Origin of the sequence: Azospirillum griseum (assembly GCF_003966125.1) — a bacterium.
GTDB lineage: Bacteria > Pseudomonadota > Alphaproteobacteria > Azospirillales > Azospirillaceae > Azospirillum > Azospirillum griseum.
Genome location: NZ_RXMA01000007.1, coordinates 69,495 through 92,739 on the forward strand (window position 1 = coordinate 69,495; position 23,245 = coordinate 92,739).

At 68.0% G+C, this 23,245-nt stretch carries 20 protein-coding genes; 10 read left to right on the forward strand and 10 right to left on the reverse strand.

The window, feature by feature from the left end:
* Positions 1-10: 10 nt before the first annotated feature.
* Together EJ903_RS09605 and EJ903_RS09610 are read right to left on the reverse strand one after the other, a co-directional pair.
* On the reverse strand, positions 11-1,294 hold the full coding sequence (locus EJ903_RS09605) for an ABC transporter substrate-binding protein (RefSeq protein WP_126614541.1): 1,284 nt from the start codon (positions 1,292-1,294) through the stop codon (positions 11-13).
* A 228-nt stretch (positions 1,295-1,522) separates the two neighbouring features.
* Entirely contained in the window at positions 1,523-2,005 is a 483-nt protein-coding gene (locus EJ903_RS09610; protein ID WP_126614543.1) for an Lrp/AsnC family transcriptional regulator, read from the reverse strand.
* 134 nt (positions 2,006-2,139) lie between these two features.
* Here EJ903_RS09610 and EJ903_RS09615 point away from each other — a divergent pair, with 134 nt between their 5' ends.
* From EJ903_RS09615 to EJ903_RS09630, 4 genes are all read left to right on the forward strand, one after another.
* Positions 2,140-4,578, forward strand: coding sequence for a transketolase-like TK C-terminal-containing protein (locus tag EJ903_RS09615; protein ID WP_126614545.1), 2,439 nt, complete (start codon positions 2,140-2,142; stop codon positions 4,576-4,578).
* Between the two features lie 93 nt (positions 4,579-4,671).
* Positions 4,672-5,085, forward strand: a complete 414-nt coding sequence (locus tag EJ903_RS09620) for a response regulator (RefSeq protein WP_126614547.1) — start codon at positions 4,672-4,674, stop codon at positions 5,083-5,085.
* Positions 5,082-8,117, forward strand: a complete 3,036-nt coding sequence (locus EJ903_RS09625) for a hybrid sensor histidine kinase/response regulator (protein ID WP_126614549.1) — start codon at positions 5,082-5,084, stop codon at positions 8,115-8,117. Before EJ903_RS09620 ends, EJ903_RS09625 begins: the two co-directional genes overlap by 4 nt.
* A gap of 156 nt (positions 8,118-8,273) precedes the next feature.
* Positions 8,274-9,680: a cation-efflux pump gene (locus EJ903_RS09630; RefSeq protein WP_126614552.1), complete on the forward strand. Its 1,407-nt coding sequence runs from the start codon at positions 8,274-8,276 to the stop codon at positions 9,678-9,680.
* Positions 9,681-9,684: 4 nt separating this feature from the next.
* Here EJ903_RS09630 and EJ903_RS09635 read toward each other — a convergent pair whose 3' ends face one another.
* From EJ903_RS09635 to EJ903_RS09645, 3 genes are read right to left on the reverse strand one after another with little or no spacing between them, the layout of a single operon-like run.
* Positions 9,685-11,187, reverse strand: a complete 1,503-nt coding sequence (locus EJ903_RS09635) for a sensor histidine kinase (protein ID WP_246015402.1) — start codon at positions 11,185-11,187, stop codon at positions 9,685-9,687.
* Entirely contained in the window at positions 11,184-11,843 is a 660-nt protein-coding gene (locus EJ903_RS09640) for a response regulator (protein WP_126614554.1), read from the reverse strand. The genes EJ903_RS09635 and EJ903_RS09640 overlap by 4 nt, the downstream gene beginning before the upstream one ends.
* 3 nt (positions 11,844-11,846) lie before the next feature.
* Positions 11,847-12,182, reverse strand: a complete 336-nt coding sequence (locus tag EJ903_RS09645) for a PepSY domain-containing protein (protein ID WP_246015404.1) — start codon at positions 12,180-12,182, stop codon at positions 11,847-11,849.
* 210 nt (positions 12,183-12,392) lie between these two features.
* Between EJ903_RS09645 and EJ903_RS09650 the strand changes: the two genes are divergently transcribed.
* A complete protein-coding gene (locus tag EJ903_RS09650) occupies positions 12,393-12,797 on the forward strand; it encodes a hypothetical protein (protein WP_126614556.1) in 405 nt (134 codons plus the stop codon).
* A gap of 9 nt (positions 12,798-12,806) precedes the next feature.
* On the opposite strand, the gene EJ903_RS09655 is transcribed toward EJ903_RS09650, so the two are convergent.
* From EJ903_RS09655 to EJ903_RS09665, 3 genes are all read right to left on the reverse strand, one after another.
* Complete coding sequence (locus EJ903_RS09655) at positions 12,807-14,249, reverse strand: diguanylate cyclase (protein ID WP_126614558.1); 1,443 nt, start codon at positions 14,247-14,249, stop codon at positions 12,807-12,809.
* 168 nt (positions 14,250-14,417) lie between these two features.
* Positions 14,418-15,008, reverse strand: a complete 591-nt coding sequence (locus EJ903_RS09660; protein ID WP_126614560.1) for a cold-shock protein — start codon at positions 15,006-15,008, stop codon at positions 14,418-14,420.
* Between the two features lie 196 nt (positions 15,009-15,204).
* Positions 15,205-16,086: a LysR family transcriptional regulator gene (locus EJ903_RS09665; protein ID WP_126614562.1), complete on the reverse strand. Its 882-nt coding sequence runs from the start codon at positions 16,084-16,086 to the stop codon at positions 15,205-15,207.
* A 226-nt stretch (positions 16,087-16,312) separates the two neighbouring features.
* Here EJ903_RS09665 and EJ903_RS09670 point away from each other — a divergent pair, with 226 nt between their 5' ends.
* The 3 genes from EJ903_RS09670 to EJ903_RS09680 all read left to right on the forward strand — a co-directional run bounded on the left by EJ903_RS09670 (position 16,313) and on the right by EJ903_RS09680 (position 19,756).
* On the forward strand, positions 16,313-17,131 hold the full coding sequence (locus tag EJ903_RS09670) for an aminotransferase class IV (protein WP_342772162.1): 819 nt from the start codon (positions 16,313-16,315) through the stop codon (positions 17,129-17,131).
* 142 nt (positions 17,132-17,273) lie between these two features.
* Positions 17,274-18,749: an anthranilate synthase component I family protein gene (locus EJ903_RS09675; protein ID WP_126614802.1), complete on the forward strand. Its 1,476-nt coding sequence runs from the start codon at positions 17,274-17,276 to the stop codon at positions 18,747-18,749.
* 167 nt (positions 18,750-18,916) lie between these two features.
* Positions 18,917-19,756 (forward strand): chromate resistance protein ChrB domain-containing protein, encoded by an 840-nt coding sequence (locus EJ903_RS09680; protein WP_126614564.1) that lies wholly within the window; start codon positions 18,917-18,919, stop codon positions 19,754-19,756.
* 167 nt (positions 19,757-19,923) lie between these two features.
* Here EJ903_RS09680 and wrbA read toward each other — a convergent pair whose 3' ends face one another.
* Entirely contained in the window at positions 19,924-20,526 is a 603-nt protein-coding gene (gene wrbA, locus EJ903_RS09685) for an NAD(P)H:quinone oxidoreductase (RefSeq protein ID WP_126614566.1), read from the reverse strand.
* 138 nt (positions 20,527-20,664) lie between these two features.
* On the opposite strand from wrbA, the gene EJ903_RS09690 reads away from it, so the two are divergent.
* Positions 20,665-21,627, forward strand: coding sequence for a LysR family transcriptional regulator (locus EJ903_RS09690; protein ID WP_126614568.1), 963 nt, complete (start codon positions 20,665-20,667; stop codon positions 21,625-21,627).
* 6 nt (positions 21,628-21,633) lie between these two features.
* Here EJ903_RS09690 and EJ903_RS09695 read toward each other — a convergent pair whose 3' ends face one another.
* The gene (locus EJ903_RS09695; protein WP_126614570.1) at positions 21,634-22,020 is read right to left on the reverse strand and encodes a hypothetical protein; all 387 of its coding nucleotides are present in this window, start codon (positions 22,018-22,020) and stop codon (positions 21,634-21,636) included.
* A 543-nt stretch (positions 22,021-22,563) separates the two neighbouring features.
* Here EJ903_RS09695 and EJ903_RS09700 point away from each other — a divergent pair.
* Entirely contained in the window at positions 22,564-23,190 is a 627-nt protein-coding gene (locus tag EJ903_RS09700) for a glutathione S-transferase family protein (protein ID WP_126614572.1), read from the forward strand.
* The last annotated feature ends 55 nt before the right edge of the window (positions 23,191-23,245 follow it).

Genomic DNA, 23,245 nt, shown 5'->3' on the forward strand with positions numbered 1-23,245 from the left:
TGCGGTGGGGTTACTTGCTGCCGAAGGGCGGGTAGCCGCCGTTTTCGGCGATGCCGCGATCGACGCGCGAGGCGGCCTTGCGCAATTCGGTCTTCACGTCGGCCCCCGACACCACGTTGCTGACGGCGTCAGCGAAGGCGCGGGTCAGCACCGGATAGGCCGGGTGGAAGGGACGCGACACCCCAATGGTCAGCAGTTGCTTGTAATAGAGGTTCAGACGCCCGCCCTCCTTGTAGAGATCCGATTGCGGGATCGCCGCCTTGCGGCCGGGAACGGCCCCGTTGGCGTTGGCGATGCGCAGGATCTCGTCGGGCCGCATCAGGAAGGCGAGGAAGGCGGCGGCCTCCGTCGCGCGCTTGCTTTCGGCGGAGATGCCCCAGTTCCACGACCCCAGGCCGGTGACGTGGCGGGTGCCGAATTTCGGCATCGGCACCAGGATGGCGTCGGCCCCCAGGCCGCCGTCATGGTTGGGGAAGGCCCAATGGCCGACCAGCGCCAGCGCAGCGGTCTTGTCGCCGTAAAAGGCGGTGTCGCCCGCCGAGGCCGGAACCACCCAGCCGCGCTTGATCCACTCCTGGAGCTTGCCCAGGCCGCGCACCGATCCGTCGCTGTCAAGCGCACCGGCGGCCTTCCAGCTCTTGCGGTCGATCAGGTCGCCGCCGAAGGATTGCACCAGCGGCGAAAAGCCGTAGGTGAACCATTCGCCATTGCCGTAGTTCAGCTTGACGTCGAGCGGCCACTTGACGCCGTCCAGCTTGGACAGCTTGGTCATGGCGTCTTCGAATTCGGCCAGGGTCCAGGCGTCCTCCGGGGTGGTGGGAATGCGGATCTGCGCCTTTTCCAGCAGCTTGCGGTTCGCCCACAGGGCCAGGCCGCTGTCGAAGGTGCCGACGCTGTAGAGCTTGCCGTCGATCGGATAGGTCCCCTGCACCTTCAGCGAGGGCAGCAGATCGTCGATCACCTCCTGCGGCAGCAGGCCGTTCAGCGGGCGGACATGGCCCGACCAGACATAGTTGGCGAGCAGCGGGCCATCGAAATCGAGCAGGTCGGGCAGGCTGTTGCTGAGCGCGGCGGCGCTGATCTGGTCGTTGTAGCTGCCTTCGGGCAACTGCACGGCCTTGATCTCGATCTCCGGATTTTCCTTTTGGAAGCGGGTGATCTGGTCCTCCAGCACCTGCCGTTCCACCGGACGGCCGGCGTGGTACCAGACGCTGACCGTGGTTTTGGCTTCGGCGATGGTGGACAGCGCGGTGAGCGCGGTCAGCGCAAACGCGGCGACAAGACGGCGTTTCATCATTTTCCTCCGCAACGGTTGCCGGTCGGTTTCGTTGCGCGAACCGCCGGGATCTTGGACGACCGCGCGCCGTTGCGCTCTTGCGGATCCGGCCCGTTGCGGGGCGGTCCGCTGGCGCGGCGCGCGTTGTCGTTGAGGCGACTATACGCTTAGTAAAACGATTTAGTAAATCACTTTATGCGCCCCCCAAACAATTTTCCGGCGGGCCGGTCGGTGGGGTGGCGGCGGTCATTCCGGCAGATGGCCAAGCGGCAGCGCCGTGCGGTAACGCACCTGTTTCAGCGCGAAGCTGGAGCGGATGCCGGCCAGACCGGGGATGCGGGTGAGGTGGTCTTTCAGGAAGCGTTCGTAGCTGGCCAGATCGGGCACGACGACGCGCAGCAGGTAATCGGCGTCGCCGGACATCAGGTAGCATTCCAGCACCTCCGGCCGTTCCATCACGGCGGCCTCGAAGGCGTCGAGCCGTTCCTCCACCTGCCGGTCCAGGCTGACGCTGACGAAGATGTTGACCGCCAGATCGACGGTGACGGGATCGACCAACGCGACATAGCGGCTGATGACGCCCGCCTCCTCCAGCGCCTTGACCCGGCGCAGGCAGGGCGAGGGCGACAGGCCGACCCGTTCGGCCAGCTCGTTGTTGGGTTGGCGGCCATCCTCCTGCAACTGGGCCAGGATTTTACGGTCGATGCGGTCGAGCTTGATGTGGGGCATGGGATGCCAGTTTTTCGGTGGAAACAGCATCCGATGCTAAAACAGCCGCGCCTGACGCGCCACTTCGCACACATCTGCCGGACCGCAAATGATAGGCTGCGCCAATCATCAGCCTTATTGTGGAGCGCACCGCCATGGCCACCGCCACGACGACCCAATCCCCCTGTTCCGCCGCCGATCTGGCCTGTCTGCGGGAGTTGGAGCGCAAGGTTCTGTGGCTTGCGTCCTGGACCATCCACAACGCCAACCACATCCGCCCGAACCAGGACGGGTTGAAGATCGGCGGGCATCAGGCGTCCTCCGCGTCCTTGGCGGCGATCATGACGGCGCTGTATTTCTCGGTGCTGCGGCCGGAGGACCGGGTGGCGGTGAAACCGCACGCCAGCCCCAATTTCCACGCCATCCAGTATCTGTTGGGCAACCAGACCCGCGAGAAGCTGGAAAATTTCCGGGGTTACAAGGGCGCGCAATCCTACCCGTCGCGGACCAAGGACGTGGACGATGTGGATTTCTCCACCGGGTCGGTCGGGTTGGGGGTGGCGCAAACCCTGTTCGCCTCGCTGACGCAGGATTATCTGAAGGCGAAGGCGCTCGCCCCCGATCTGCCGGAAGGCCGCATGGTGTCGCTGGTCGGCGACGCCGAGATGGACGAGGGCAACATCTTCGAAGCGCTGCTGGAAGGCTGGAAGCACGGGCTGCGCAACACCTGGTGGATCGTCGATTACAACCGCCAGAGCCTGGACGCGGTGATCCGCGAAGGGCTGTGGGAGCGGTTGGAGGACATCTTCCGCGCCTTCGGCTGGGATGTGGTGATCCTGAAATACGGGTCGCTGATGCAGGCGGCCTTCCAGGAGCCGGGCGGGGAGCGGCTGCGCGACTGGATCGACCATTGCCCGAACCAGCTCTATTCCGCCCTGACCTACCAGGGTGGGGCGGCGTGGCGGCGGCGGTTGATGGATGATCTGGGCGATCAGGGGCCGGTGACGGCCTTGATCGAACGGCGCAGCGACGCGGAGCTGGCGCAACTGATGGGCAATCTGGGCGGGCATGACCTGCCGTCGCTGCTCGACGCCTTCCACGCCGCCCGCCGCCACGACCGCCCGGTCTGCTTCATCGCCTACACCATCAAGGGGGCCGGGCTGCCGCTGGCCGGGCACAAGGACAACCATTCCGGCCTGCTGACGCGCGAGCAGATGGACGGGTTCCGCGCCGCCTGCAACGTCCGCCCCGGCCAGGAGTGGGAGCCGTTCGAGGGGCTGAGCCTGCCGCCCGCCACGTTGGAGGCGTTTCTGGCGCGCGTGCCGTTCGCCCAGAAGGGGCGGCGGCGTTACCGCGCGGCGGCGGTCCCGGTTCCGGCAACCCTGCCGGTTCCGTCGCAAAAGAGCCTGTCGACCCAGGCCGCCTTCGGCCTGATCCTGAACGAGCTGGGGCGCGACCGGTCGGAACTGGCCGACCGCATCGTCACCACCGCCCCCGACGTGACGGTGTCCACCAATCTGGGCGCGTGGGTGAACCGGCGCGGCCTGTTCGCCAAGCGCGACATGGCCGATTTGTTCAAGAAAGAGCGCATCCCCTCGACCTATTCCTGGGAGTTTTCGCCCAAGGGCCAGCACATGGAACTCGGCATCGCCGAATCCAACCTGTTCATCCTGCTGTCGGCGCTGGGGCTGTCGCACTCCCTGTTCGGCGAACGGCTGCTGCCCATCGGCACGGTCTATGATCCCTTCATCATGCGCGGGGCCGACCAGCTCAACTACGCCTGTTACCAGGACGCGCGGTTCCTGCTGGTCGCCACCCCGTCGGGGGTGACGCTGGCCCCCGAAGGCGGGGCGCACCAATCCATCGCCACGCCGCTGGTGGGGATGGCGCAGGACGGCCTGGCCTATTTCGAACCGGCCTTCGCCGATGAACTGGCGGTGGTGATGCGCTGGGCCTTCGACTACATGCAGCGCGAAGGCAGCAAGGACGGGACCGAACCGGACGAACGCAACTGGCTGCGCGACGAAACCGGCGGGGCCGTCTATCTCCGCCTGTCCTCGCGCGCGTTGGAGCAGCCGACGCGGACGATGGACGACGCGCTGGCCCGCGACATCGTCGATGGCGGTTACTGGCTGCGCCGCCCGGGGCCGAACGCGCAGATCGTCATCGCCTGCACTGGCGCGATCACCCCCGAGGCGATCGAGGCGGTCGGGCTGCTGGGCGAGGACCGGCGCGACATCGGCCTGTTGGCCGTCACCTCCGCCGACCGCCTGCACGCGGGGTGGAGTGCGGCCCAACGGGCGCGCGAGCGCGGGTTGAGCCACGCCCGCGCCCACATTGAACGGTTGCTGGACGGCGTGCCGCCCCATTGCGGGCTGGTCACGGTGGCCGACGCCCATCCGGCGACGCTGGGCTGGCTGGGGTCGGTCGGCGGGCACCGCACGCGGGCGCTCGGAGTCGAGCATTTTGGCCAGACCGGAACGCTCGCCGACCTCTACCGTCATTTCGGCATCGACGCCCAGTCCATCGCCCGTTCGGCGGAAACGCTGGCACCGGGCCGCCCGGTGCGGCATCTGCGGGCTGTGACCGGCTGATTTTGGTGGCGGCTTGACCGGTGGGACAAGCTTCCGCTTCACCCCGCCGGTCAAAAATGCGACGATATCCGGACCTGTCGCCTGAGATGTTTGATGAGCCAGAGCCGGAACGCCCTTGTCGTCGATGACCAGCCGGTCAACCGTCTGTTGGCCAGCCGCATGCTGGACAAGCTGGGATGGACCGTGGCCCAGGCCGACAGCGGTCCCGCCGCCCTGGATTGGCTGGCCGCCAACCGCGCCGATCTCATCATGCTGGACATCAGCATGCCGATGATGTCGGGCAAGGAGGTGTGCCAGCGGGTCCGCGCCGAAGCCGGGTTGGGCGGGCAGGGCATCCGCATCGTCGCCTACACCGCCCACGGCCAGCCGGAGGAGCGGGCGGAGTTCCTGTCCATCGGCTTTGACGCCGTTCTGGTCAAGCCGATCAGCCGCGACAGCGTGGAAAAAGTGCTGTCCGCCTTGGCGTTGCCCGCCGCCGCACCGGCGACCGGGGCGGGGGTGGCGTGAGCGCTGCGGTGCTGGATCGCGGCCAGTTTCGCGCCTTTGACAGCCTCGACACCCCGGTGTGGGTGTTCGATCTGGAGCATCCCGGCATCTGGGACGCCAACACCGCCGCCCTGCGCCTGTGGGGGGCGGTGGACCGGGCGGAGCTGCTGGCCCGCGATTTCTCCGGCATGTCGGCCTCCACCATCACCCGGCTGAACGGCTACGCCGCCGCCTTCCGCGACGGCCGGACGGTTCAGGAGCATTGGACCTTCTACCCAAAGGACGGGCCGGTGTCGGCCCGCTGCGTCTGCCGGGGCGTGCGGATCGACGATGGCCGGTTGGCCATGCAGGTCGAAGCCCATTGGCTGCCCGGCGACAGCATCGATCAGCAATCCTCCCGCATGGTGGAGGCGCTGCGCCACACCAGCCTGCTGGTGTCGCTCTACCGGATGGACGGCACGCCGATCCTGCGCAACCCGGCGGCGGTCCGCGCCTATGGCGACCCGCAGCGGCCCGAGAGCGGCATCGGTCGGGGCGAGCCGACCGGGGCCGACGACACCGACGCCATCATCGCGGCGGTCGCCAGCGGCGACACCTCCGGTTTCAGCGGCGAGGCGCTGGCCCGCACGCTGGACGGCCCGCGCCGCCACGCCATCGACATCCGCCGCACCCACGATCCCGTCACCGGCGCGCCGATCCTGCTGGTGTCCGAACGCGACATCACCGACCGATGGGAGGCCGAACAGGAACTCGCCCGGCTGTACGAGGAGCAGCACCGCATTTTGCTGTCGGTCCCGGATGGCATTTGCCGCCTGAACCGGCACGGCGTGGTCACGATGATGAACCCCGCCGCCGCCGCCCTGTTGGGCATGACGGAGGAGGAGGCGCGCGGCGAGCTGTTCATGGCGCTGGTCGGGTTGGCCGGAAACCCCGCCAACGCCCCGGCGCTGCCCGGCCCGTCGAGCGGGGAATACCGATTCCACACCCGCACCGGACGGATCATTCCCGTGCATTGCGTCACCGCCCCGCTGGTGGAGGGGGGAAGCGGCACGGTGCTGTGTTTCCATGACCTGTCCGACCGGCTGGCCAACGAACAGGCCCTGCGGCTGGCCAAGGAGCGGGCGGAGGCGGGCGAGCGGGCCAAGATGGAATTCCTGGCGACCATGAGCCACGAAATCCGCACCCCGATGAACGGCGTTCTGGGCATGGCCAGCCTGCTGCTCGACACCGGCCTGACCGACGAGCAGCTCTATTTCACCCGCACCATCCGGGAATCGGCCGAAGCGCTGCTGACCATCATCAACGACATCCTCGATTTTTCGAAGCTGGAGGCGGGCAAGCTCGATCTGGAGGACACCGATTTCGACGTCGCCGCCCTGGTGGACAGCGTCATCGACATCCTCAGCCCGCGCGTGGAGGCCAAGGGGTTGGCCTTTGGCGCGCAGATCGCGCCGTCGGTGCCGCCGCTGGTGCGCGGCGATCCGGGGCGGCTGCGGCAAATCCTGGTCAATCTGGTCGGCAACGCGGTCAAATTCACCGCCAAGGGCCGGATCTGCCTGTCGGTGGAGCGGCTGGACGATGGAAGCGCGGCGGCCCGCTTGCGCTTTTCCGTGCGCGACACCGGCATCGGCATCGCGCCGGAGGCGCAAAGTCGGTTGTTCTCCATGTTCTCGCAGGTGGACGCGTCGATGGCGCGGCGCTATGGCGGCAGCGGGCTGGGGTTGGCGATCTGCAAGCGGTTGACCGCGATCATGGGCGGGGAGATCGGCGTCACCAGCGCGGTGGGCGACGGCAGCCTGTTCTGGGTCGAAATCCCGTTTGCCACCGACCCGCAGGCCGCCCCGCGCGCGCGCCTGCCCGCCGGAACCCGCGTGCTGGTGGTCGATGATCTCGGCATCAACGGCGAGAGCGTGCGGCGGCAGCTGGTCCCTTGGGGGGCGGAGACGCAGGTGCGCGCGACGGCGGACGAGGCAATGGCTGCCCTGGAGACGGCGCGCGCGGCGGGCCGCCCCATCGGCACGCTGATCCTGGACCGGTCGCGCGCGGAAAACAGCGGTCTGGCGGTGATCCACGCGCTGCGCGCGCGGTTCCCGGCGTCGGATCTGTCGATCCTGTTGATTCCGGCCATCGGTTTCGCCCTGCGCCGCGACCAGATCGCCGCCGCCGGGGTGGACGGTGTGTTGGTCAAGCCGGTGCGGCAAAGCCGGCTGCTGGCGCATCTGGCCAGTCTGGCGGACGGCCCGCGCGCGCCGTCGGTCCCGACGGCGGCCAAGGACACGCCCGCCAAACCGGCGCGGATGCGGTTGCTGCTGGCGGAGGACAACCCGGTCAACCAGCAGGTCGCTGTTCTGCTGCTGCGCAAGCAGGGCCACAGCATCGACGTGGCGGGCAACGGGCGCGAAGCGGTGGAGGCCGTGCGCAACACGCCGATTCCCTATGATCTGGTGCTGATGGACGTGCAGATGCCGGAGATGGACGGGCTGGAGGCCACCGCCGCCATCCGCGCCCTGCCCGGCGAGCGGCGCGACACCATCATCGTCGCCATGACCGCCAACGCCATGCAGGGCGATTCCGACATCTGCCTGAAGGCAGGGATGAATGATTACATCGCCAAGCCGGTGACGCCGGAAAAACTGTCGACCGTGCTGGCGGCCTGGAGCGCGCGGGCGGGCGCGCCGCCGGTGCCGCCGTCCCCGGAAACGACGGACAGCGTCAGCCCGCTGTTGGACGAGGCGGTGCGCGCCGATCTGCGCGATGCGTTGGACGATGGCGGGCTGCGCGCGTTGGAGCGGGTGTTCCTGGATCACACGCCCGACCAGATGCGCGCCATCGCCGCCACCCGTGATCCGGGGCAACTGGTCGCCTTGGCGCACAGCGTCAAGGGCAGCGCGGCCAATCTGGGATTGGCGGCGTTGCGCGACGCCGCCCTGGCGCTGGAACGCGCAGCCCGCGAGATCGCGCCGACGGACGAGCTGGAGCGGCGGGTGGCTGTGGTGGAGGCGCAATTCGCCCGCACCGTCCGCGCGCTGGAGGCGGCTTCGCGGCGGGCCTGACGCGTTGCGCGCGGCAACCGGTTCGCACGAGCGGTTCCGGCCCGTCTGTGGTAAGGACGGGATGCGGAGCGTGGCCCGCCGTTCATCCGGGGTTCATCCGGGGTGGGGCAGGGTCCCGGCCTCTCACCCGATCCGGGTCTTGATGGAAGCGGCAGCATGTCGAACGAAAAGGAATCGGTCGCACTGGTCTCCATGGTGGCGAGCGCGGGCCTGACGGTGGGGAAACTCACCGTGGGTGCGGCCACCGGCAGCCTGGGCATCCTGTCCGAAGGCATCCACAGCCTGCTTGATTTCGCCGCCACGGCGATGACCTACGCCGCCGTGCGGGTCAGCGACGCGCCGCCGGACGAACGCCACCCCTATGGCCATGGCAAGATCGAAAGCGTCGCCGCGTTGGCCGAAACCGCGCTGCTGTTCCTGACCAGCGCCTGGATCCTGTTCGAGGCGGTGGACCGCCTGTTCGCCGATCATGTGGAGGTGGAGGCGACCTGGTGGTCGGTGGCCATCATCCTGATTTCCATCGTGGTGGACACGCTGCGCGCGCGCGAACTGTCGCGGGTGGCGCGGGAAACCAACAGCCCGGCGTTGGAAGCCGACGCGCTGCATTTCTCCTCCGACATCCTCAGCTCCAGCGTGGTCCTGGTCGGGCTGGGGCTGGTGTGGCTGGGCTTTCCCAAGGGCGACCCGCTGGCCGCCATCGGGGTGGCGTTGTTCGTCTGTCTGGCGGGCTACCGGCTGGGACGACGCACCATCGACACGCTGATCGACGCTGCTCCGGTGGGGGTGGCCGACCGGGTGTCGGCGCTGGTGTCGTCGATCCCCGGCGTGGCGGCGGTCCGTGCGGTTCGGGTGCGCCCGGGTGGCAGCACGCTGTTTGTTGATTTCGACATCGCCATCAGCCGCCTGTTGCCGCCGGGCCGGGTCGCCGCCCTGATCGCCAAGGCCAAGAGCACCATCCGTGCGGAGATGCCGGAGGCCGAGGTCCGCATCGGCACCCAGCCGCTGGCGCTGGACGATGAGACCATTCTGGAACGGGTCAGCGTGGTGGCCGGCCATCACGGGCAGGCGGTTCACCACGTCACCGTCCAGCGGGTGGGGGAGGAGCTGTCCGTCGCCTATGACCTGGAGGTGGATGGCGATTGGCCGCTGAACCGGGCGCACGGGGTGGCCACCGCCCTGGAAGGGGCGATCCGCACCGAACTGGGCGACAGCGTGGAGGTGGAAACCCACATCGAACCGCGCAGCGGCCATCCGGTGAGCAGCCGCCCGGTCGATCCCGGAACCGCCGCCGCGTTGCAAGCGGCCCTGTCCTCGGCCATCGCCGCCCACACCGGCCTGCTGGACATCCATTCCCTGCGCGTGCGCGAGGCCGACGGGCGGCTCTACGTCGTCTTCCACTGCCACGCCGACCCGCGCATGCCGGTGTTCCAGGCCCATGAGGCGATCGACCGGGTGGAACGGCAAATCCGCGCCGATTGGCCCTCGATCCTGCGCATCGTCGGCCACATCGAGCCGGCGCATGGCGATCCGGGCCACGACGATCCGGGGCCGCTGGCGGGCTGACCGGTCACGCCGTTTCGACCGCGCGCGGCAGCCGCAGGCGGGCGCGCAGCCCGCCCAGCGGGGAATCCGACAGCTCCAGATCGCCGCCATACAGCCGGGCGAGGTCGCGGGTGACGGCCAGCCCCAACCCGGTTCCCGGCACCCGTTCGTCCAACCGCACGCCGGGCATCAGCACCGCCGCGCGCCGGTCGGCGGGCAGGCCGGGGCCGTCATCGTCCACCGTCACGATCAACCACGCGTGCGACGGGCCGTCCGGCGGGCCGGGTGGGGAATCGTCGCTGGCCGGGCGGGCGGCGATCACCACGGTGGAGCGCGCCCAGACGCAGGCGTTGTCCACCAGATTGCCCAGCGTTTCGTCCAGATCCTCGCGCTCCCCGGCGAAACGCAGGTCGGGCGGGGCGTCGGCGGTGATGGTCAGGGCGCGGGCGGCGTGCAGCTTGGTCATCACGCGGGCCAGCGCGGCGGCGCTGTCGGCCACCGGCGTGTTCAGCCCCGGCATCCCGCGCGAGGCGGCGGCACGGGCGCGGGCCATGTGATGATCGATGTGGCGGCGCATCTGGGCGATCCGCGCCACCATCGCCGCGCCGCGTTCGGCCCGCGTGGCGGCGTCGGGGCTGTCGAGCGCCTGGGCCTCGTTCGCCAGCAACGCGAGGTTGGTTTTCAGCGCGTGGGCCAGATTGCCCGCCTGGAGCCGCCCGCGCGCCACGCTGTCCTCGGCGTGGGCCAACAGGGCGTTGAGATCGTCCACCAACGGCATGATTTCGCCGGGCATCGCCTCGGTGAAGCGCTTTTCCCGCCCGGCGCGCACGGCGTTCAGGCCCTGGCGCAGCCGCGACAGCGGCCGCAGGCCGATGTGGACCTGGAACAGCGCCGCCGCGATCAGGGTCAGGGCCAGCACCCCCAGCGACAGGGCCAAGGTCTGGTTGAAACCGGTCATGATCCGCCCCAGCTCCGCCCGGTCGGCGGCCACGGCGATGCGGATCGGCGCGTCGGGCCGTTCGGGCAGCGCCACCGTGCGTTCCATCACCGCCAGGATCTGCCCCGCCGGGCCGGTGACGACGTGCTGGTGCAGGGTGCGCGCCTCCAACCGGTCGGGCGGCAGGGCCAGCACCGTGTCCCAGAGCGAGCGTGAACTCAGCACCGTTTCGCCCGGAGCCTTATCCCCCGCCACTCGATCTCCTGCCGTGCCGACCTGCCAATAGAGGCCCGACAGCGGGCGACGGAAGCGCGGGTCGCTCAAGGGCTGGCGCAGCGCCGGGTTGCCCTGGGCGTCCACCTCCAGCGAGGCCGCCAACTGCTCCAGATGGTTCAGCAACTCGTCCTGGAAGCGCTGGCGCAGCCGCTCGAAAAACAGGTTGGACAGCCCGAAACCGGCGATGGTCAGCGCCAGCGTGATCCACACGGCCGCCCCGGCCAGCAGGCGGACGCGCAGCGATTGCGGCCACCCGCCGAACCGGAACCACCGGGACCAGCGCCGATGCGGTGGCACGGGGGACGGCGCGCTCACGGTTCCTCCAGCCGATAGCCGAGGCCGCGCACGGTTTTGATGAGGTCGGCCCCGATCTTGCGGCGCAGGCGGCCGACGAACACCTCCACCGTGTTGGAATCGCGGTCGAAATCCTGGGCGTAGACGTGTTCGATCAGATCGCTGCGCGACACGACCTGCCCCTTGCGGTGCATCAGATAGGACAGCACGCGGTATTCGAAGGCGGTCAGTTCCACCGGCGCGCCATCGACCGTGACCCGGCCGCTGCGGGTGTCGAGCAGCAGCGGGCCGCAGGCCAGATCGGCGGCGGCGTGGCCCTTGGCCCGGCGGATCAGCGCGCGGATGCGGGCCAGCAGCTCTTCCATGTTGAAGGGTTTGGCGAGGTAATCGTCGGCCCCGGCGTCGATCCCCTGCACCTTTTCGTGCCAGGAGCCGCGCGCGGTCAGGATCAGCACCGGGGCCGTCACCCCGCCGTCGCGCCAGCGCCGCAGCACCGACAGCCCGTCGATCCTGGGCAGGCCCAGATCCAGGATGATGGCATCGTAGGGTTCGGTTTCGCCCAGAAACTGCCCCTCCTCGCCATCGGCGGCGTGATCGACGGCGTAGCCCTCGCTGCCCAGCCGCTGGGCCAGTTGGCGGGCCAACTCCGCCGTGTCCTCCACGATCAGCACGCGCATCGCTCACCTCGGTCCGTCGGGATGGTGACGGCGGCCCTTGACGTGGACCAGCGCGCCGGTGGCGGCGTCATACTCCACCTTCAGGATGCGGCCATCCGCCGCCATCATCTTCAGTTCATAACGCAGGCCGTTGCGCTCCTCCTCCAACTCGACGTCCAGCACCTCGCCGCCGAACTGCTCCTTGGCCTGGGCGACGATGCGCTCCAGCGGCAGGGCGCGCCCGTCGCGCACCGCCGCGCGGGCGCGGCTGTGGTCGTCCCCGCTCGCGGCGGCGGGGTGGAGACCGACCAGCGGCACCATCAGGGCAAACGCGGTCAACCAGGAGCGGGTGAGGGGCATGGGCGGGATCTCAAACGGGGTGTCTGGCCTGATGGGCAGTGTGGGGCCGACAGCCTGAACCCGGGCTGAACGGATGGAAAGAGGGGTTTTTCAGCGATGAACCGGAGGTGAACGCCGCGTTCAGCCGCGCCTCAGACCGGATCCGGCAGGCTGCGATCCATCGGGCGGCGAACCGCCCGCCCAAACACCCTTCCACCACGGAGATCCCCCATGCGTTCCGTTCGTCTGTTCGCCGCCGCCGTCCTGCTGTCCGCCATTGCCGTGCCGGTCCTGGCGGACGACGGCCACCCCAAAGCCCCGCAACCCAGCGCCCCGCGCCCCATCGCCGACGTGGTGTCGGCGGGCGGCGGCACCGTCAGCGGGGCGGTGCAGGCGGTGGGGCCGTCGGGCTTCACCGTCAGCGACGGGCGCGACAGCCTGATCGTGGCGGCGCGCGGCCTGTCGATGGACGGTTTGCGGGTCGGCGCACCGATCACCGTGGCCGGGCGCATGCACCATGGAACCTTCCGTCCGGTCCAGATCATCCGCGAGGACGGGACCAGCGTCAGCCGCAACGACCGCCACGACGGCGGGCGGGACCGCCGCCGCCACGATGATGGCCACAATGATGATTGATCCCAAACCCTACAAAGCCGGGGAGCGGGTCGGGGCGGGCAGCGCCAGCGGCGTTTCCAGACAGACCTGGTCCCGGCCCTGGTGTTTGGCCTGATACAGCGCCTCGTCGGCGCGCAGCAGCAGGCTGTCCACCGTGTCATTGGGCCGCAGGCTGGCGACGCCGACGCTGACGCTGTGCGGCCAACCGGTGGCAAAGATGTGGCCGCGCACCGCCTCGCACAGCCGCCGGGCGACGATCAGCGCCGCTTCCGCGTCGGTTTCCGGGCAGAGGATCAAGAATTCCTCCCCGCCCCAGCGGGCCACCACATCGATGCTGCGGGTGCTGGCCCGCGCGATGGCGGCGAATTCCCGCAACATCCGGTCGCCCGCCAGATGGCCGAGCCGGTCGTTGACCCGTTTGAAATGGTCCAGATCGCACATGATGACCGACAGCGGGCGTTTGTGGCGCGTCGCCCGCTCGATCTCCTTGGCGAAACGGTCGTTCAGGCTGGCGCGGTTGGCCAGACCGGTCAAGGCGTCGGTCTGCGAGGCCACCGCCAAGGTCCGGTTCAGCCGGTACAGCTTGGCGATCCAGAACAGGCTGGTCAGCAACACCAGGGTGAAGGCCAGGGCGATCTTCTGCATCAGATCGCGATCCAGGCCGGTTTGCACGGTGATGGCAACGTGCCGGTTGGCGATCAGCGCCCGATCCTGCGGCGTGAGGGTGGCGATGGCCCGGTTGAGGCGATCGCGCAACTCCGGGGCGCTTTTCAGCACACCGATGCGCAGATGGTTGTCGTAGCCGGGGATTTGCCCGGCGATCTTCAGGTTGAACCACCCCTCCGTCTTGATGGTGTAGACCGCCACGGTCAGGGAGCGGATGGTCAGATCGGCCTTGCCGCGCGACAGCAGGGCAAAGGCGTCGGCCTCGCTGTCGGTCAGCAGGATGCGCAGATTGGGATAATCGCGCCGCACCCGCTCCTCGATCGAGGTGCCTTTGGGCAGCACCAGCGTTTCATCCGACAACCCGGCCAGATCGGCAACGAAGGGATGATGTTCGTGGGTGATGATGACGTTGGGGTCGGTGAACAGCGGTTCGGTGAACAGCAGCCACGCGTCGCGCTTGGGCGTCTGGTTCAGGAAATTCAACAGGGTGCAGGCCCCGGCCTTCGACTGGCCGATGCTCTCCTCCCAATCCTTGGTCGGAACCAGATTCAAGGATAGGCCCGCCCGCCCGGCAACCAGCCGCAGCAGATCGCCGCCGATGCCGACATGCTGCCCCTGCGGAGTCAGGCTGTCGTAGGGCGGCCAATCGGGATCGACGCAGTAGGACACCGGTGCGGTGTCGCCCACCATTGCCGATCCGACCGCCACCGCGACCGGAGGTGTCCCGTCGCCCCGCCCGGCGGTGGGGGACAGCGCTAGCGCGCACAGGGCGGCAACAACGATCTTGCGGGCGAACGGCAACAGCATGAGCCTATCACGGTGACAACAAGTCCGGGTTCATACCCGAGTGTGTCGCCATGATAGCCCGTTGATGGTGCAACAGGCCATCGGTCGAACAGCAACAAGTTGCGACACGCGGTCACCGGGGGCAAATCCCGCGCGTCTCAACTTCTGGTCGATTGCCTCAAAGGTGGATCAGATCAGCTCGACCCGCTGGGCCACCGGCGCGTCGTCCGACCCGACCGCCAGATACCGGACATCCTCGCCATCGGCGACGATCTCCAGCCCGGACAGGCGCAGGGTGGCGCGGTCGAAAAACACGTCGGCCCCATCCTCCCACGGTTCGATCAGGCCGGACTGGCTGTCCAGATTGTACCAACGCACGGTTCCATAGGCCATCACCGCCGGACCCGACGGTTCAACCACACGCTCGCGACGTTCACGCGGCGGCTTGGGCTGGCGCGGCGGCTGGGCGACGGCCGGGGCCGTGTCGGCACCCTCCAGAGCGGGGCCGCGCGGCGGGCGGGCCGGGCGCGGGCGCGGGGCGGGCGGGTTTTCCGGTGGCGTCACCGAATGAATGGCGACCACCTGCGGACCCTTGGCCCCCTGGGCCATGTCGCAGACCAGAACCGTGCCTTCCACCGGGTTGGGAAGAGAGGCGGCGGCCAGAACGGAGGCGTGGAGGAAAGCCTCACCCGTGCCGTCGGCCAAACGCACGAAACCGAACCCTTTTTCCGGCTTGAACCATTTCACCGTCGCCGTGACGTTTTTCAACTCGTCGCTCAATGCTCTTCCCTTTCGCGTCCCGAAGGCCGGGGCGGGCGGCGGGCTTGAATCCCGAAGCGGCAGGGACACAGCGCGCGTCGCGACCGCAGAACAGTCCCGGCTGATCGCACCCTACCATAAAACCTGTGGGGGATAGCCAGCGCGGCTTGCGGTTTTGCCCCCGGTCGGCGCGAAATTCCGCCCCAACCGCGACCGATCAGCCCCCGGCGATCCAGGGGTGGCGTTTGGCCAGCGCGATGAAGGCGCGCAGGGCGGGGGAATGGCGGCGGCCTGACACCGTCACCAACCGGATGTCGCGGGCGATTTCCGGCTCCACGATCACCCGTGTGGCGATTCCCGGCAGAATCGGCAGATATTCCGGCATCACCGCGCAGCCCATCCCGGCCAGAATCAGGGCCTGGACCCAATCCTCGCGCTCCGTGGCGTAGCAGACGCGGACATCGACCGTGTCGGGCAGGCCCAGGGCGGAGAAATGATCGGGGTACTCGCAGTTGACGCGCGACAGGTAATCCTCCCCCTGCAATTCCTGATAGGGCACGCGGTCCATCGCCTCGAATCGGTGGCCGGGGGCGAAGGCGACGGTGTAGCGCTCGCGGTAGAGGGCCTCATGGTCGCAGCGGTCGGGCAGGTCGGGCAGACCGACGAAGGCGACGTCCAGTTCCCCCTCCATCAACAGCCGCACCACCTCGCGCCCCGGCGCGTCCTTCAGCGTCACCTCGACGTTCGGCAAATCGTGGTGCACGCGCTTGAGGAATTCCACCATCCGCCCCGGCCCGATGGTGCACATCAACCCGACCCGCAGCGGGGCGTGATCCAGCTTGCGCCAGCATTCGGCCTGATGCCGGGCCATTTCGCTGGCGTTGAACACCGCCTCCAGATGCGGGCGCATCAGGCGGCCCAGATCGGTCAGATGGGTCAACCCGCGTTCGCGCCGGAACAGCGGCCCGCCCAGTTCATCCTCCAGCTTCTTGATCGCCTTGGTCAACGATGGTTGAGTCACCCCGCAGGCGTCGGCGGCGCGGGTGAAGTTCAAGCTTTGGCACAGGGCCATGAAGTACTGAACCTGATGAATTTCCATCCCACCAACCCGCCGCCTGTGATGGCCCCGTCGCCGTTGGGGCCTTGTCCGCTACGCTTGTACGCAAGCCGGTGGTGGGAGGGTACGGAAAACCGTCGCGCTCACGAAGTCGTTACGGGAAGCGTCGCCTCTGCCGCTGAACGGCGGTTGACCGCGCCACCGCCCCGGTTGCGAACCCGTCCGCCCCTCTGTAGGAAGCGGGGGGAACGGTGGAAGCACGGGGGCGATGATGCGGGTTTGGCTGGATGGCCGGTTGCAGGAGGTCGAAACGGCGCGCATCGACCCGCGCGACCGGGGGTTCACGCTTGGCGACGGCCTGTTCGAAACGGTGCGCATCGCGCGCGGCGATCCCCAGCGCTTTGACCGGCATCTGGCGCGTTTGCGCCGGGGGGCTGATCTTCTGGGCATCGCGGTGCCTGTCTCCGACGCCGAACTGCGCGGGGCGGTGGCCGATCTGTGCGCCGCCGAAGGGATGGCGGATGCGGTGCTGCGCATCACCCTGACGCAAGGACCGGCGGCGCGCGGGTTGCTGCCGCCGCCCCAACCGGCCCCGACGCTGCTGCTGTCGGTGGCACCGGTTCCGCCGCCGCTGCCACCGGCCCAACTGATTGTGGCACGCGACACACGGCGCAACGAGCTTTCGCCGCTGAGCCGGGTCAAGTCGCTGAACTATTTGGACAATGTTCTGGCCCGGCGGGAGGCTGAACGGCGCGGCGGGAACGAGGCCGTGCTGCTGAACAGCGTCGGGCGCGTGGCCGAGACCTCGATCGCCAACCTGTTCCTGGTGCGGAACGGGCAACTGGTGACTCCGCCGGTCGCCGAAGGTGCCCTGCCGGGCGTTCTGCGCGCCGCCATCCTCGAGGCGCAGGAGGTGATCGAGCAACCGGTCGAGGTTGCCGACCTGCTGGCGGCGGATGAGATCGTTCTCAGCAACAGCCTTGGCCTGCGTCCGGTGGTGTCGCTGGAGCGCCTCCCGGTCGGCGACGGGCAGCCGGGGCCGTTCTGCGCGGCGCTCGCCCGGCGGTTGAGTCCGACGGCGGAGTGATCCAGCGGAAACGCCGCGTCGCCGCGCCACCGGCAGACGGGCGTTGCCGACCCGGACCATCCCCTTTATGGATGGGGCCGCCCTTTGCCGGGCGGCGGCATTCCCAGGGGCAAGGCGAAGGAAACCCGTGTTCGACCGTTCGATGATCGCGGAGGCCTGGATCGACGGCTCCGGCCTGCTGATCCAGGACATTCCCTATCGTGACCCTGTGGCGGCCTTCGCCCCCTGGTCGGGTGAGCCGCTCGCCGCGTTGCTGCACAGCGCCGCCGACGCAGGCGGGCGCGGGCGTTTCACCATTCTGGCGGTCGAGCCGTTCCGCCGCCTGGAAGCGTCCGGCGGCGTCGTGTCGGTCGATGGTCAGCCGGTGGACGGCGACCCCTTCACCGTGCTGCACGACCATCTGGCCTCCTGCCGACTGACGGCGGGGGCCGACCCGTCGGTCCTGCCGGTCCCCTTCCGCACCGGGGCCGTCGGCTTCCTCGGCTATGGGCTGGGGCGGGTGCTGGAACGGTTGCCCTGCCGCCACCCCGATGACAGCGGTCTGCCCGACCTGCTGTTCGGCCTCTACGACACCGCGATCGTTTTCGACGAACGGGACAAGCGCGGCTGGATCCTGTCGAGCGGCTTTCCCGAGCGTGACCCCGCCGCCCGCCGCACCCGCGCCCACGCGCGCTTGCGGGCCGTGGCGGACCGGCTGGCAGCCGCCCCGGTGCTGCCACCGCCCGCAGCCACCGCGACGGCAACGACAGGGTGGCGGCCCGAACTGGATCGCGGATCCTATGAGCGGCGCGTGGCGCGGGTGCTTGACTACATTGGTGCCGGTGATGTCTTCCAGGCCAACGTCACCGGGCGTTTTCTGGCGGATCGACCCGTCGGGCTGACGGTGTTCGACCTGTACCGTCGGCTGCTGGCGCTCAGCCCCGCCCCCTTCGCCGCCTGTCTGGTCTGGAGGGATGGGGAAGGGCAGGGGGTGGGGCCAGGGATGGGGCCAGGGATTGGGTTGGCCAGCGCCTCGCCCGAACGTTTTCTCTGCTTGACCGCCGACGGCCGGATCGAAACCCGGCCGATCAAGGGAACCCGGCCGCGCGGCACCACCCCGGCGGAGGACGCGGCCCTGGCCGAGGAACTGGCGGGAAGCGTCAAGGACCGGGCGGAAAACCTGATGATCACCGACCTGTTGCGCAACGACATCGGCCGGGTCGCCCGCATCGGCAGCGTGCGGGTGCCAACGCTGTGCGCGGTGGAGCGCTTCGCCTCCGTTCACCATCTGGTGTCGGTGGTCGAGGGGCGGTTGCGCGCCGGTCTGGGGCCGGTTGACCTGCTGCGCGCGACCTTTCCCGGCGGGTCCGTCACCGGCGCACCCAAGATACGGGCCATGGAAATCATCGACGAGGTGGAGGAGGCACGGCGCGGGGCCTATTGCGGGGCAATCGCCTGGATCGGGTTCGACGGGGCGATGGACAGCAGCGTCGTCATCCGCACCTTGAGCGTCACCGCCGACCGGGTGATCGCCCAGGCCGGAGGTGGCATCGTCGCCGATTCCGATCCCGGTCGCGAGCATGAGGAGATGATGGTGAAGATCGCCCCCTTGCTGCGCGCCCTGGACGGCGGCGGCTGAGGCCCAAGACCGGACCACCCACCACCACCCGCAGAGCAACCGTGCAAACGTCGGCTTGACACGCGTTCGTGGTATCCGATAGCGTTGAAGGCCAGGGGATGTGCGATCTCCCCGTGAGGCTTCGGCCCAAGCATCGCGTCCAGGCCCCACACATTTGGGAGGACGACGTGCCCGTTCCTGAATCCATCACCGCCAATCAATTGATGCGCCGTCTCGGTCTGCCCGACGCGCCTGTGATCATCGACGTCCGCACGGACGATGATTTCGCTTTGGACCCCCGCAAGCTGCCGGCATCCATCCGCCGGGATGCGCTGTCCGTGGCGTCGTGGGCCAGCGATTTCGCCGGTTGTGACGTCGTTGTTGTATGTCAGAAGGGACTGAAGCTCAGCCAGGGCGTTGCGGCCTGGTTGCGGCACGTCGGCGCGCGCGCCGAGGTTCTGGACGGCGGATTCCTCGCCTGGGCAACGCTCGGCGGGGCGCTGGTTCGTCCCGATCATGTTCCGGCACCGGGTCCCAACGGGGCAACCGTCTGGGTCACGCGCGCCCGACCAAAGATTGATCGCATCGCCTGCCCGTGGCTGATCCGGCGCTTCATCGATCCCAAGGCGGTGTTCCTGTTCGTCGGTGCCTCGGAGGTGCAGGCCGTCGCCGACCGCTTTCACGCCACCCCCTTTGACATCGACGCGGTTTTCTGGAGCCATCGCGGCGATCGCTGCACCTTTGACGTCATGCTGCAGGAGTTCGGCTTGGCCTCGTTCGCGCCGCTGGCCTCGCTGGCCGTGATCGTGCGCGGCGCTGACACGGCCCGGCTCGATCTTGCTCCGCAATCCGCTGGCCTGTTGGCGGCATCGCTCGGCTTCTCCCGTCTGCACCGCAGCGACCTGGCGCAGCTCGACGCCGCCATGAGTCTGTACGACGCCTTTTACATGTGGTGCCGGGATGCGGTTGCCGAAACGCACGATTGGCCCGGCACGGCGGCCAGTTCGCGCCTGAGCGCTCCGGGATAGAACCCACCTGCAGGGGTGTGAAAATCCATAATCGATATTATGGAAATGATGGGTCGCCGACAGCGTGAAGCGCCGCGCGGCGCTCTGGAGAGACATTGGCCTGGGACGCGGCAACCGCAACCCAGGCCAACCCCGAACCTGAACCGTGATACCACAAAAATCCGGCGTCAGCCGTGCAGCTTGGTGGCGATCTCCGCGACATGGCGGCCCTGAAAACGGGCGCCGTCCAACTCCACCGCGCTGGGCTGGCGGGAGCCGTCACCGCCCGCGATCGTGCTGGCCCCATAGGGCGAGTTGCCCATCACCTCGGCCACGCCCATCTGCCCCTGGAAGGAATAGGGCAGACCGACGATGACCATGCCCTGGTGCAGCAGCACGGTGTGGGTGCTGAGGATGGTGCTTTCCTGCCCGCCATGCTGGGTCCCGGTGGAGGTGAAGACGCTGCCGACCTTGCCGACCAACGCGCCCTTCATCCACAGGCCACCGGTCTGATCGAGAAAGTTCTTCATCTGCGCGGCCATGTTGCCGAACCGGGTCGGCGTGCCGAACACGATGGCGTCGTATTGGGCCAGCTCGTCCACCGTGGCGACCGGGACGTCGCTTTCATCCTTGTAATGGGCGTTCTGGCGCACGGCCTCCGGCACCAGTTCCGGCACCCGCTTCACCGCCACCTCGGTGCCGGGGACGGAGCGCGCGCCATCGGCCACCGCCTGCGCCATCGCCGAAACATGCCCCCAGCTGCTGTAATAAAGCACCAGAACCTTGGCCATCGTCAGCACTCCCCATGGTTGGCGCGGCCGGCCCGCCCTCGCGGTCCGGTGGTCGCGGTTCACAGAGATAGAGCGCCAAAGCCAAATTGGTAATGGAGGTTCTTGGCACATCATTGTTTCTGGGTGTAGAACAATGCCATGGACCGACTCGACGACATGCTCGCCTTCATCAAGGTGGTGGACACCAAAAGCTTCACCGCCGCTGCGGATCGACTGAACCTGTCGAAATCCGTGGTGTCCCGCCGCATTGGCGAGCTGGAAAACCGGCTGGGGGCACGGCTGCTCAACCGCACCACGCGCAAACTCAGCCTGACCGAGGTCGGCCAAGCCTATTACGAGCGCTGCGCCCGCATCCTCGCCGACCTGGAGGAAGCCGAACAGGCGGTCGCCGATCTGCACGCGGCACCACGCGGGCGCTTGCGGGTCAACGCCCCGGTGTCCTTCGGCGTGCGCCACCTTGCGCCCGCCGTGGCGGAGTTCATCAACCGTTACCCCTCGATCGAGGTGGAGATGGATTTGAACGACCGCTTCGTCGATCTGGTCGAGGAGGGCTATGATCTGGCCATCCGCATCGGGCGGCTGCGCGACAGCTCCCTGATCGCCCGGCGGCTGGCCCCGGCCCGCGCCGTGACCTGCGCCAGCCCGGCCTATCTGGAACAATACGGCACCCCGCAGGTGCCGGAGGATCTGAGCAACCACCGTTGCCTGATCTACACCAATCTCCCCACCCCCGACGTCTGGCAGTTCAAGGTGAACGGCGAGATCCGCGCGGTGCGCGTCTCCGGCCCGCTGCGCGGCAACAACGGCGATCTGCTGCGCGAAGCCGCCCTGTCCGGGGCGGGGATCGTGCTGTCACCGACCTTCCTGTGCGGGGAAGCCCTGTCGTCGGGCGCGCTGCGCCCCTTCCTGACCGATTGCATGATCGCGGAGGCCAGCGTCAACGCCGTCTACCCGCAGAACCGGCATCTGTCGCCCAAGGTGCGGGTGTTCGTGGATTTCCTGATTCAGCGCTTCGGCCCGCGCCCCTATTGGGATTGCGCGGTGGTCGCGGCCTTGCAGCCGGACAGCGAGCACGACATCGCGGTGTTCGAGGGGGACTGACGCCGCTTACGGCGTGGAGCGCCGTCGCGAGCGCAGGTTGAGCGCGGTGATGAGGTTGGGCTGCTGCGTGACCACCGGCCCTTGCGGAACCGGCTTTTTCGGCGCGGTGGACAGGAAACCACCGACCCGCGCCCGCAGTTCCACCGCATGACGCGCGGCGACGTCGGCGTTGGAGGCGACCTGACGGCGCACCGACGGATCCAGCGTGTTGAAGGCACGGGACGCGAATTCGAACGCCGGTTGGGATTTGGTGGCGATCACCTGCCGCAGCGCCTTGGACACCAGCACCGTGTCCAGCCCGCCCGGACCATCCACCCCATCCAGCACGTCGGCCAGAATGCCAATCGCTTGCAGCGTCTGGCTGTCGTCCAGGGAAAGGTCAAGAGCGGTCATGGGCCGGTTCCGTTCGTCGCGGGCGGGAAGAGCGGACGCCCAACCCAGATGGCACGATCATACAAGCATAATCCGTGCGCGGCCGTCTGGCAATGCAGCGCATGCGGAACACGAGTCATCCATCGAAGGACCGAGGGTGCTTTGTAGGAAGAATTTTACGCAAATCTCACACATCGCTGCTGAGAACTTCACAGACGCTGTTCCTGTTGTCCAATTCGAGCGAACATCAGAGGTGAAAATAATGCGCTGACAAACAAGACATCCCAATTCCGTCTTGTCCTTTTGTCAGCGCACCAACGTGTGCGGAAGCCGACCCGACCGGATCACGCCGCCTTTCCGCAGGCCGAAAATGGTGGCTCCGGCCTTCTCAAGGATCAAAGTCTCTTCAAGAGGCCCCTTTGCATTGAAGCGACCGCAGGGAAAATTCATAAGAAATTTCTTTCAATACGCATCCAAAGAAGTGATTGGACGCAATCAGTCAATTCGCATTCCCATGAGGGGGGAGAACGGCCTCAACCCAAGAACCACAGAAGGAATTGCGCGATGCTGCTCTATCAGCGGCCAACGTCCGGTCACAGCTACAAGGCAAGATTGCTGCTGTCGTTTCTTGGCATCGACTATGAAAGCGTTGTCATCACGGCGAAGGACGGTCGGAATCAGGTCGAAGATCGTTACTACGATCTGAATCCCCGTGGGCAGATCCCGACACTGGAGGACGACGGCGTGGTTCTTTGGGGATCGACGGCGATCCTGGTGTATCTGGCAAGGCGGTACGATCCCTCCAAAAGCTGGCTGCCAGAGGAACCCGCTCAACAAGCCGCCGTCATGCAATGGATGGAGCTTGCCCAGAACGAGGTCAACGGCCTTTTCCTGTCCCGGGCGATCCAGCGTTTCAACTACGCGGGCGATCTGGTTGCCGCGCAGAAGGCTGGCAACAAGGCTCTGGACATTCTCGAGCGGCGGTTGAGCGGCAACGACTGGCTGGCTGGCCGGGGGCCGACGATCGGCGACATCGCCTGTTTTCCCTACGCCGCCGTCGCCCACGACAATGGTTTCGATCTCGCCGCCAGACCTGCGGTGCGGGCGTGGTTTTCGCGGATACACCGGCTTCCCGGCTTTGTCCCCATGCCTGGAATGCAGGAACTGCCGTCTGAGGGAAGCGTTCCGTAGGGTCGGACATCCTGGTCCGTCCATCGGTGGGCCGACGCCAGTCTTACCGCAAGTC

Coding starts and splice junctions, on each gene's coding strand:
- EJ903_RS09610 (WP_126614543.1), bottom strand. CDS start 2,005: ATGCCCCACATCAAGCTCGACCGCATCGACCGTAAAATCCTGGCCCAG.
- EJ903_RS09665 (WP_126614562.1), bottom strand. CDS start 16,086: ATGGAAATTCATCAGGTTCAGTACTTCATGGCCCTGTGCCAAAGCTTG.
- EJ903_RS09675 (WP_126614802.1), top strand. CDS start 17,274: ATGATCGCGGAGGCCTGGATCGACGGCTCCGGCCTGCTGATCCAGGAC.
- EJ903_RS09670 (WP_342772162.1), top strand. CDS start 16,313: ATGATGCGGGTTTGGCTGGATGGCCGGTTGCAGGAGGTCGAAACGGCG.
- EJ903_RS09605 (WP_126614541.1), bottom strand. CDS start 1,294: ATGAAACGCCGTCTTGTCGCCGCGTTTGCGCTGACCGCGCTCACCGCG.
- EJ903_RS09640 (WP_126614554.1), bottom strand. CDS start 11,843: ATGCGCGTGCTGATCGTGGAGGACACGGCGGAGTTGGCCCGCCAACTG.
- EJ903_RS09620 (WP_126614547.1), top strand. CDS start 4,672: ATGAGCCAGAGCCGGAACGCCCTTGTCGTCGATGACCAGCCGGTCAAC.
- wrbA (WP_126614566.1), bottom strand. CDS start 20,526: ATGGCCAAGGTTCTGGTGCTTTATTACAGCAGCTGGGGGCATGTTTCG.
- EJ903_RS09615 (WP_126614545.1), top strand. CDS start 2,140: ATGGCCACCGCCACGACGACCCAATCCCCCTGTTCCGCCGCCGATCTG.
- EJ903_RS09655 (WP_126614558.1), bottom strand. CDS start 14,249: ATGCTGTTGCCGTTCGCCCGCAAGATCGTTGTTGCCGCCCTGTGCGCG.
- EJ903_RS09695 (WP_126614570.1), bottom strand. CDS start 22,020: ATGACCGCTCTTGACCTTTCCCTGGACGACAGCCAGACGCTGCAAGCG.
- EJ903_RS09690 (WP_126614568.1), top strand. CDS start 20,665: ATGGACCGACTCGACGACATGCTCGCCTTCATCAAGGTGGTGGACACC.
- EJ903_RS09700 (WP_126614572.1), top strand. CDS start 22,564: ATGCTGCTCTATCAGCGGCCAACGTCCGGTCACAGCTACAAGGCAAGA.
- EJ903_RS09645 (WP_246015404.1), bottom strand. CDS start 12,182: ATGCCCCTCACCCGCTCCTGGTTGACCGCGTTTGCCCTGATGGTGCCG.
- EJ903_RS09630 (WP_126614552.1), top strand. CDS start 8,274: ATGTCGAACGAAAAGGAATCGGTCGCACTGGTCTCCATGGTGGCGAGC.
- EJ903_RS09650 (WP_126614556.1), top strand. CDS start 12,393: ATGCGTTCCGTTCGTCTGTTCGCCGCCGCCGTCCTGCTGTCCGCCATT.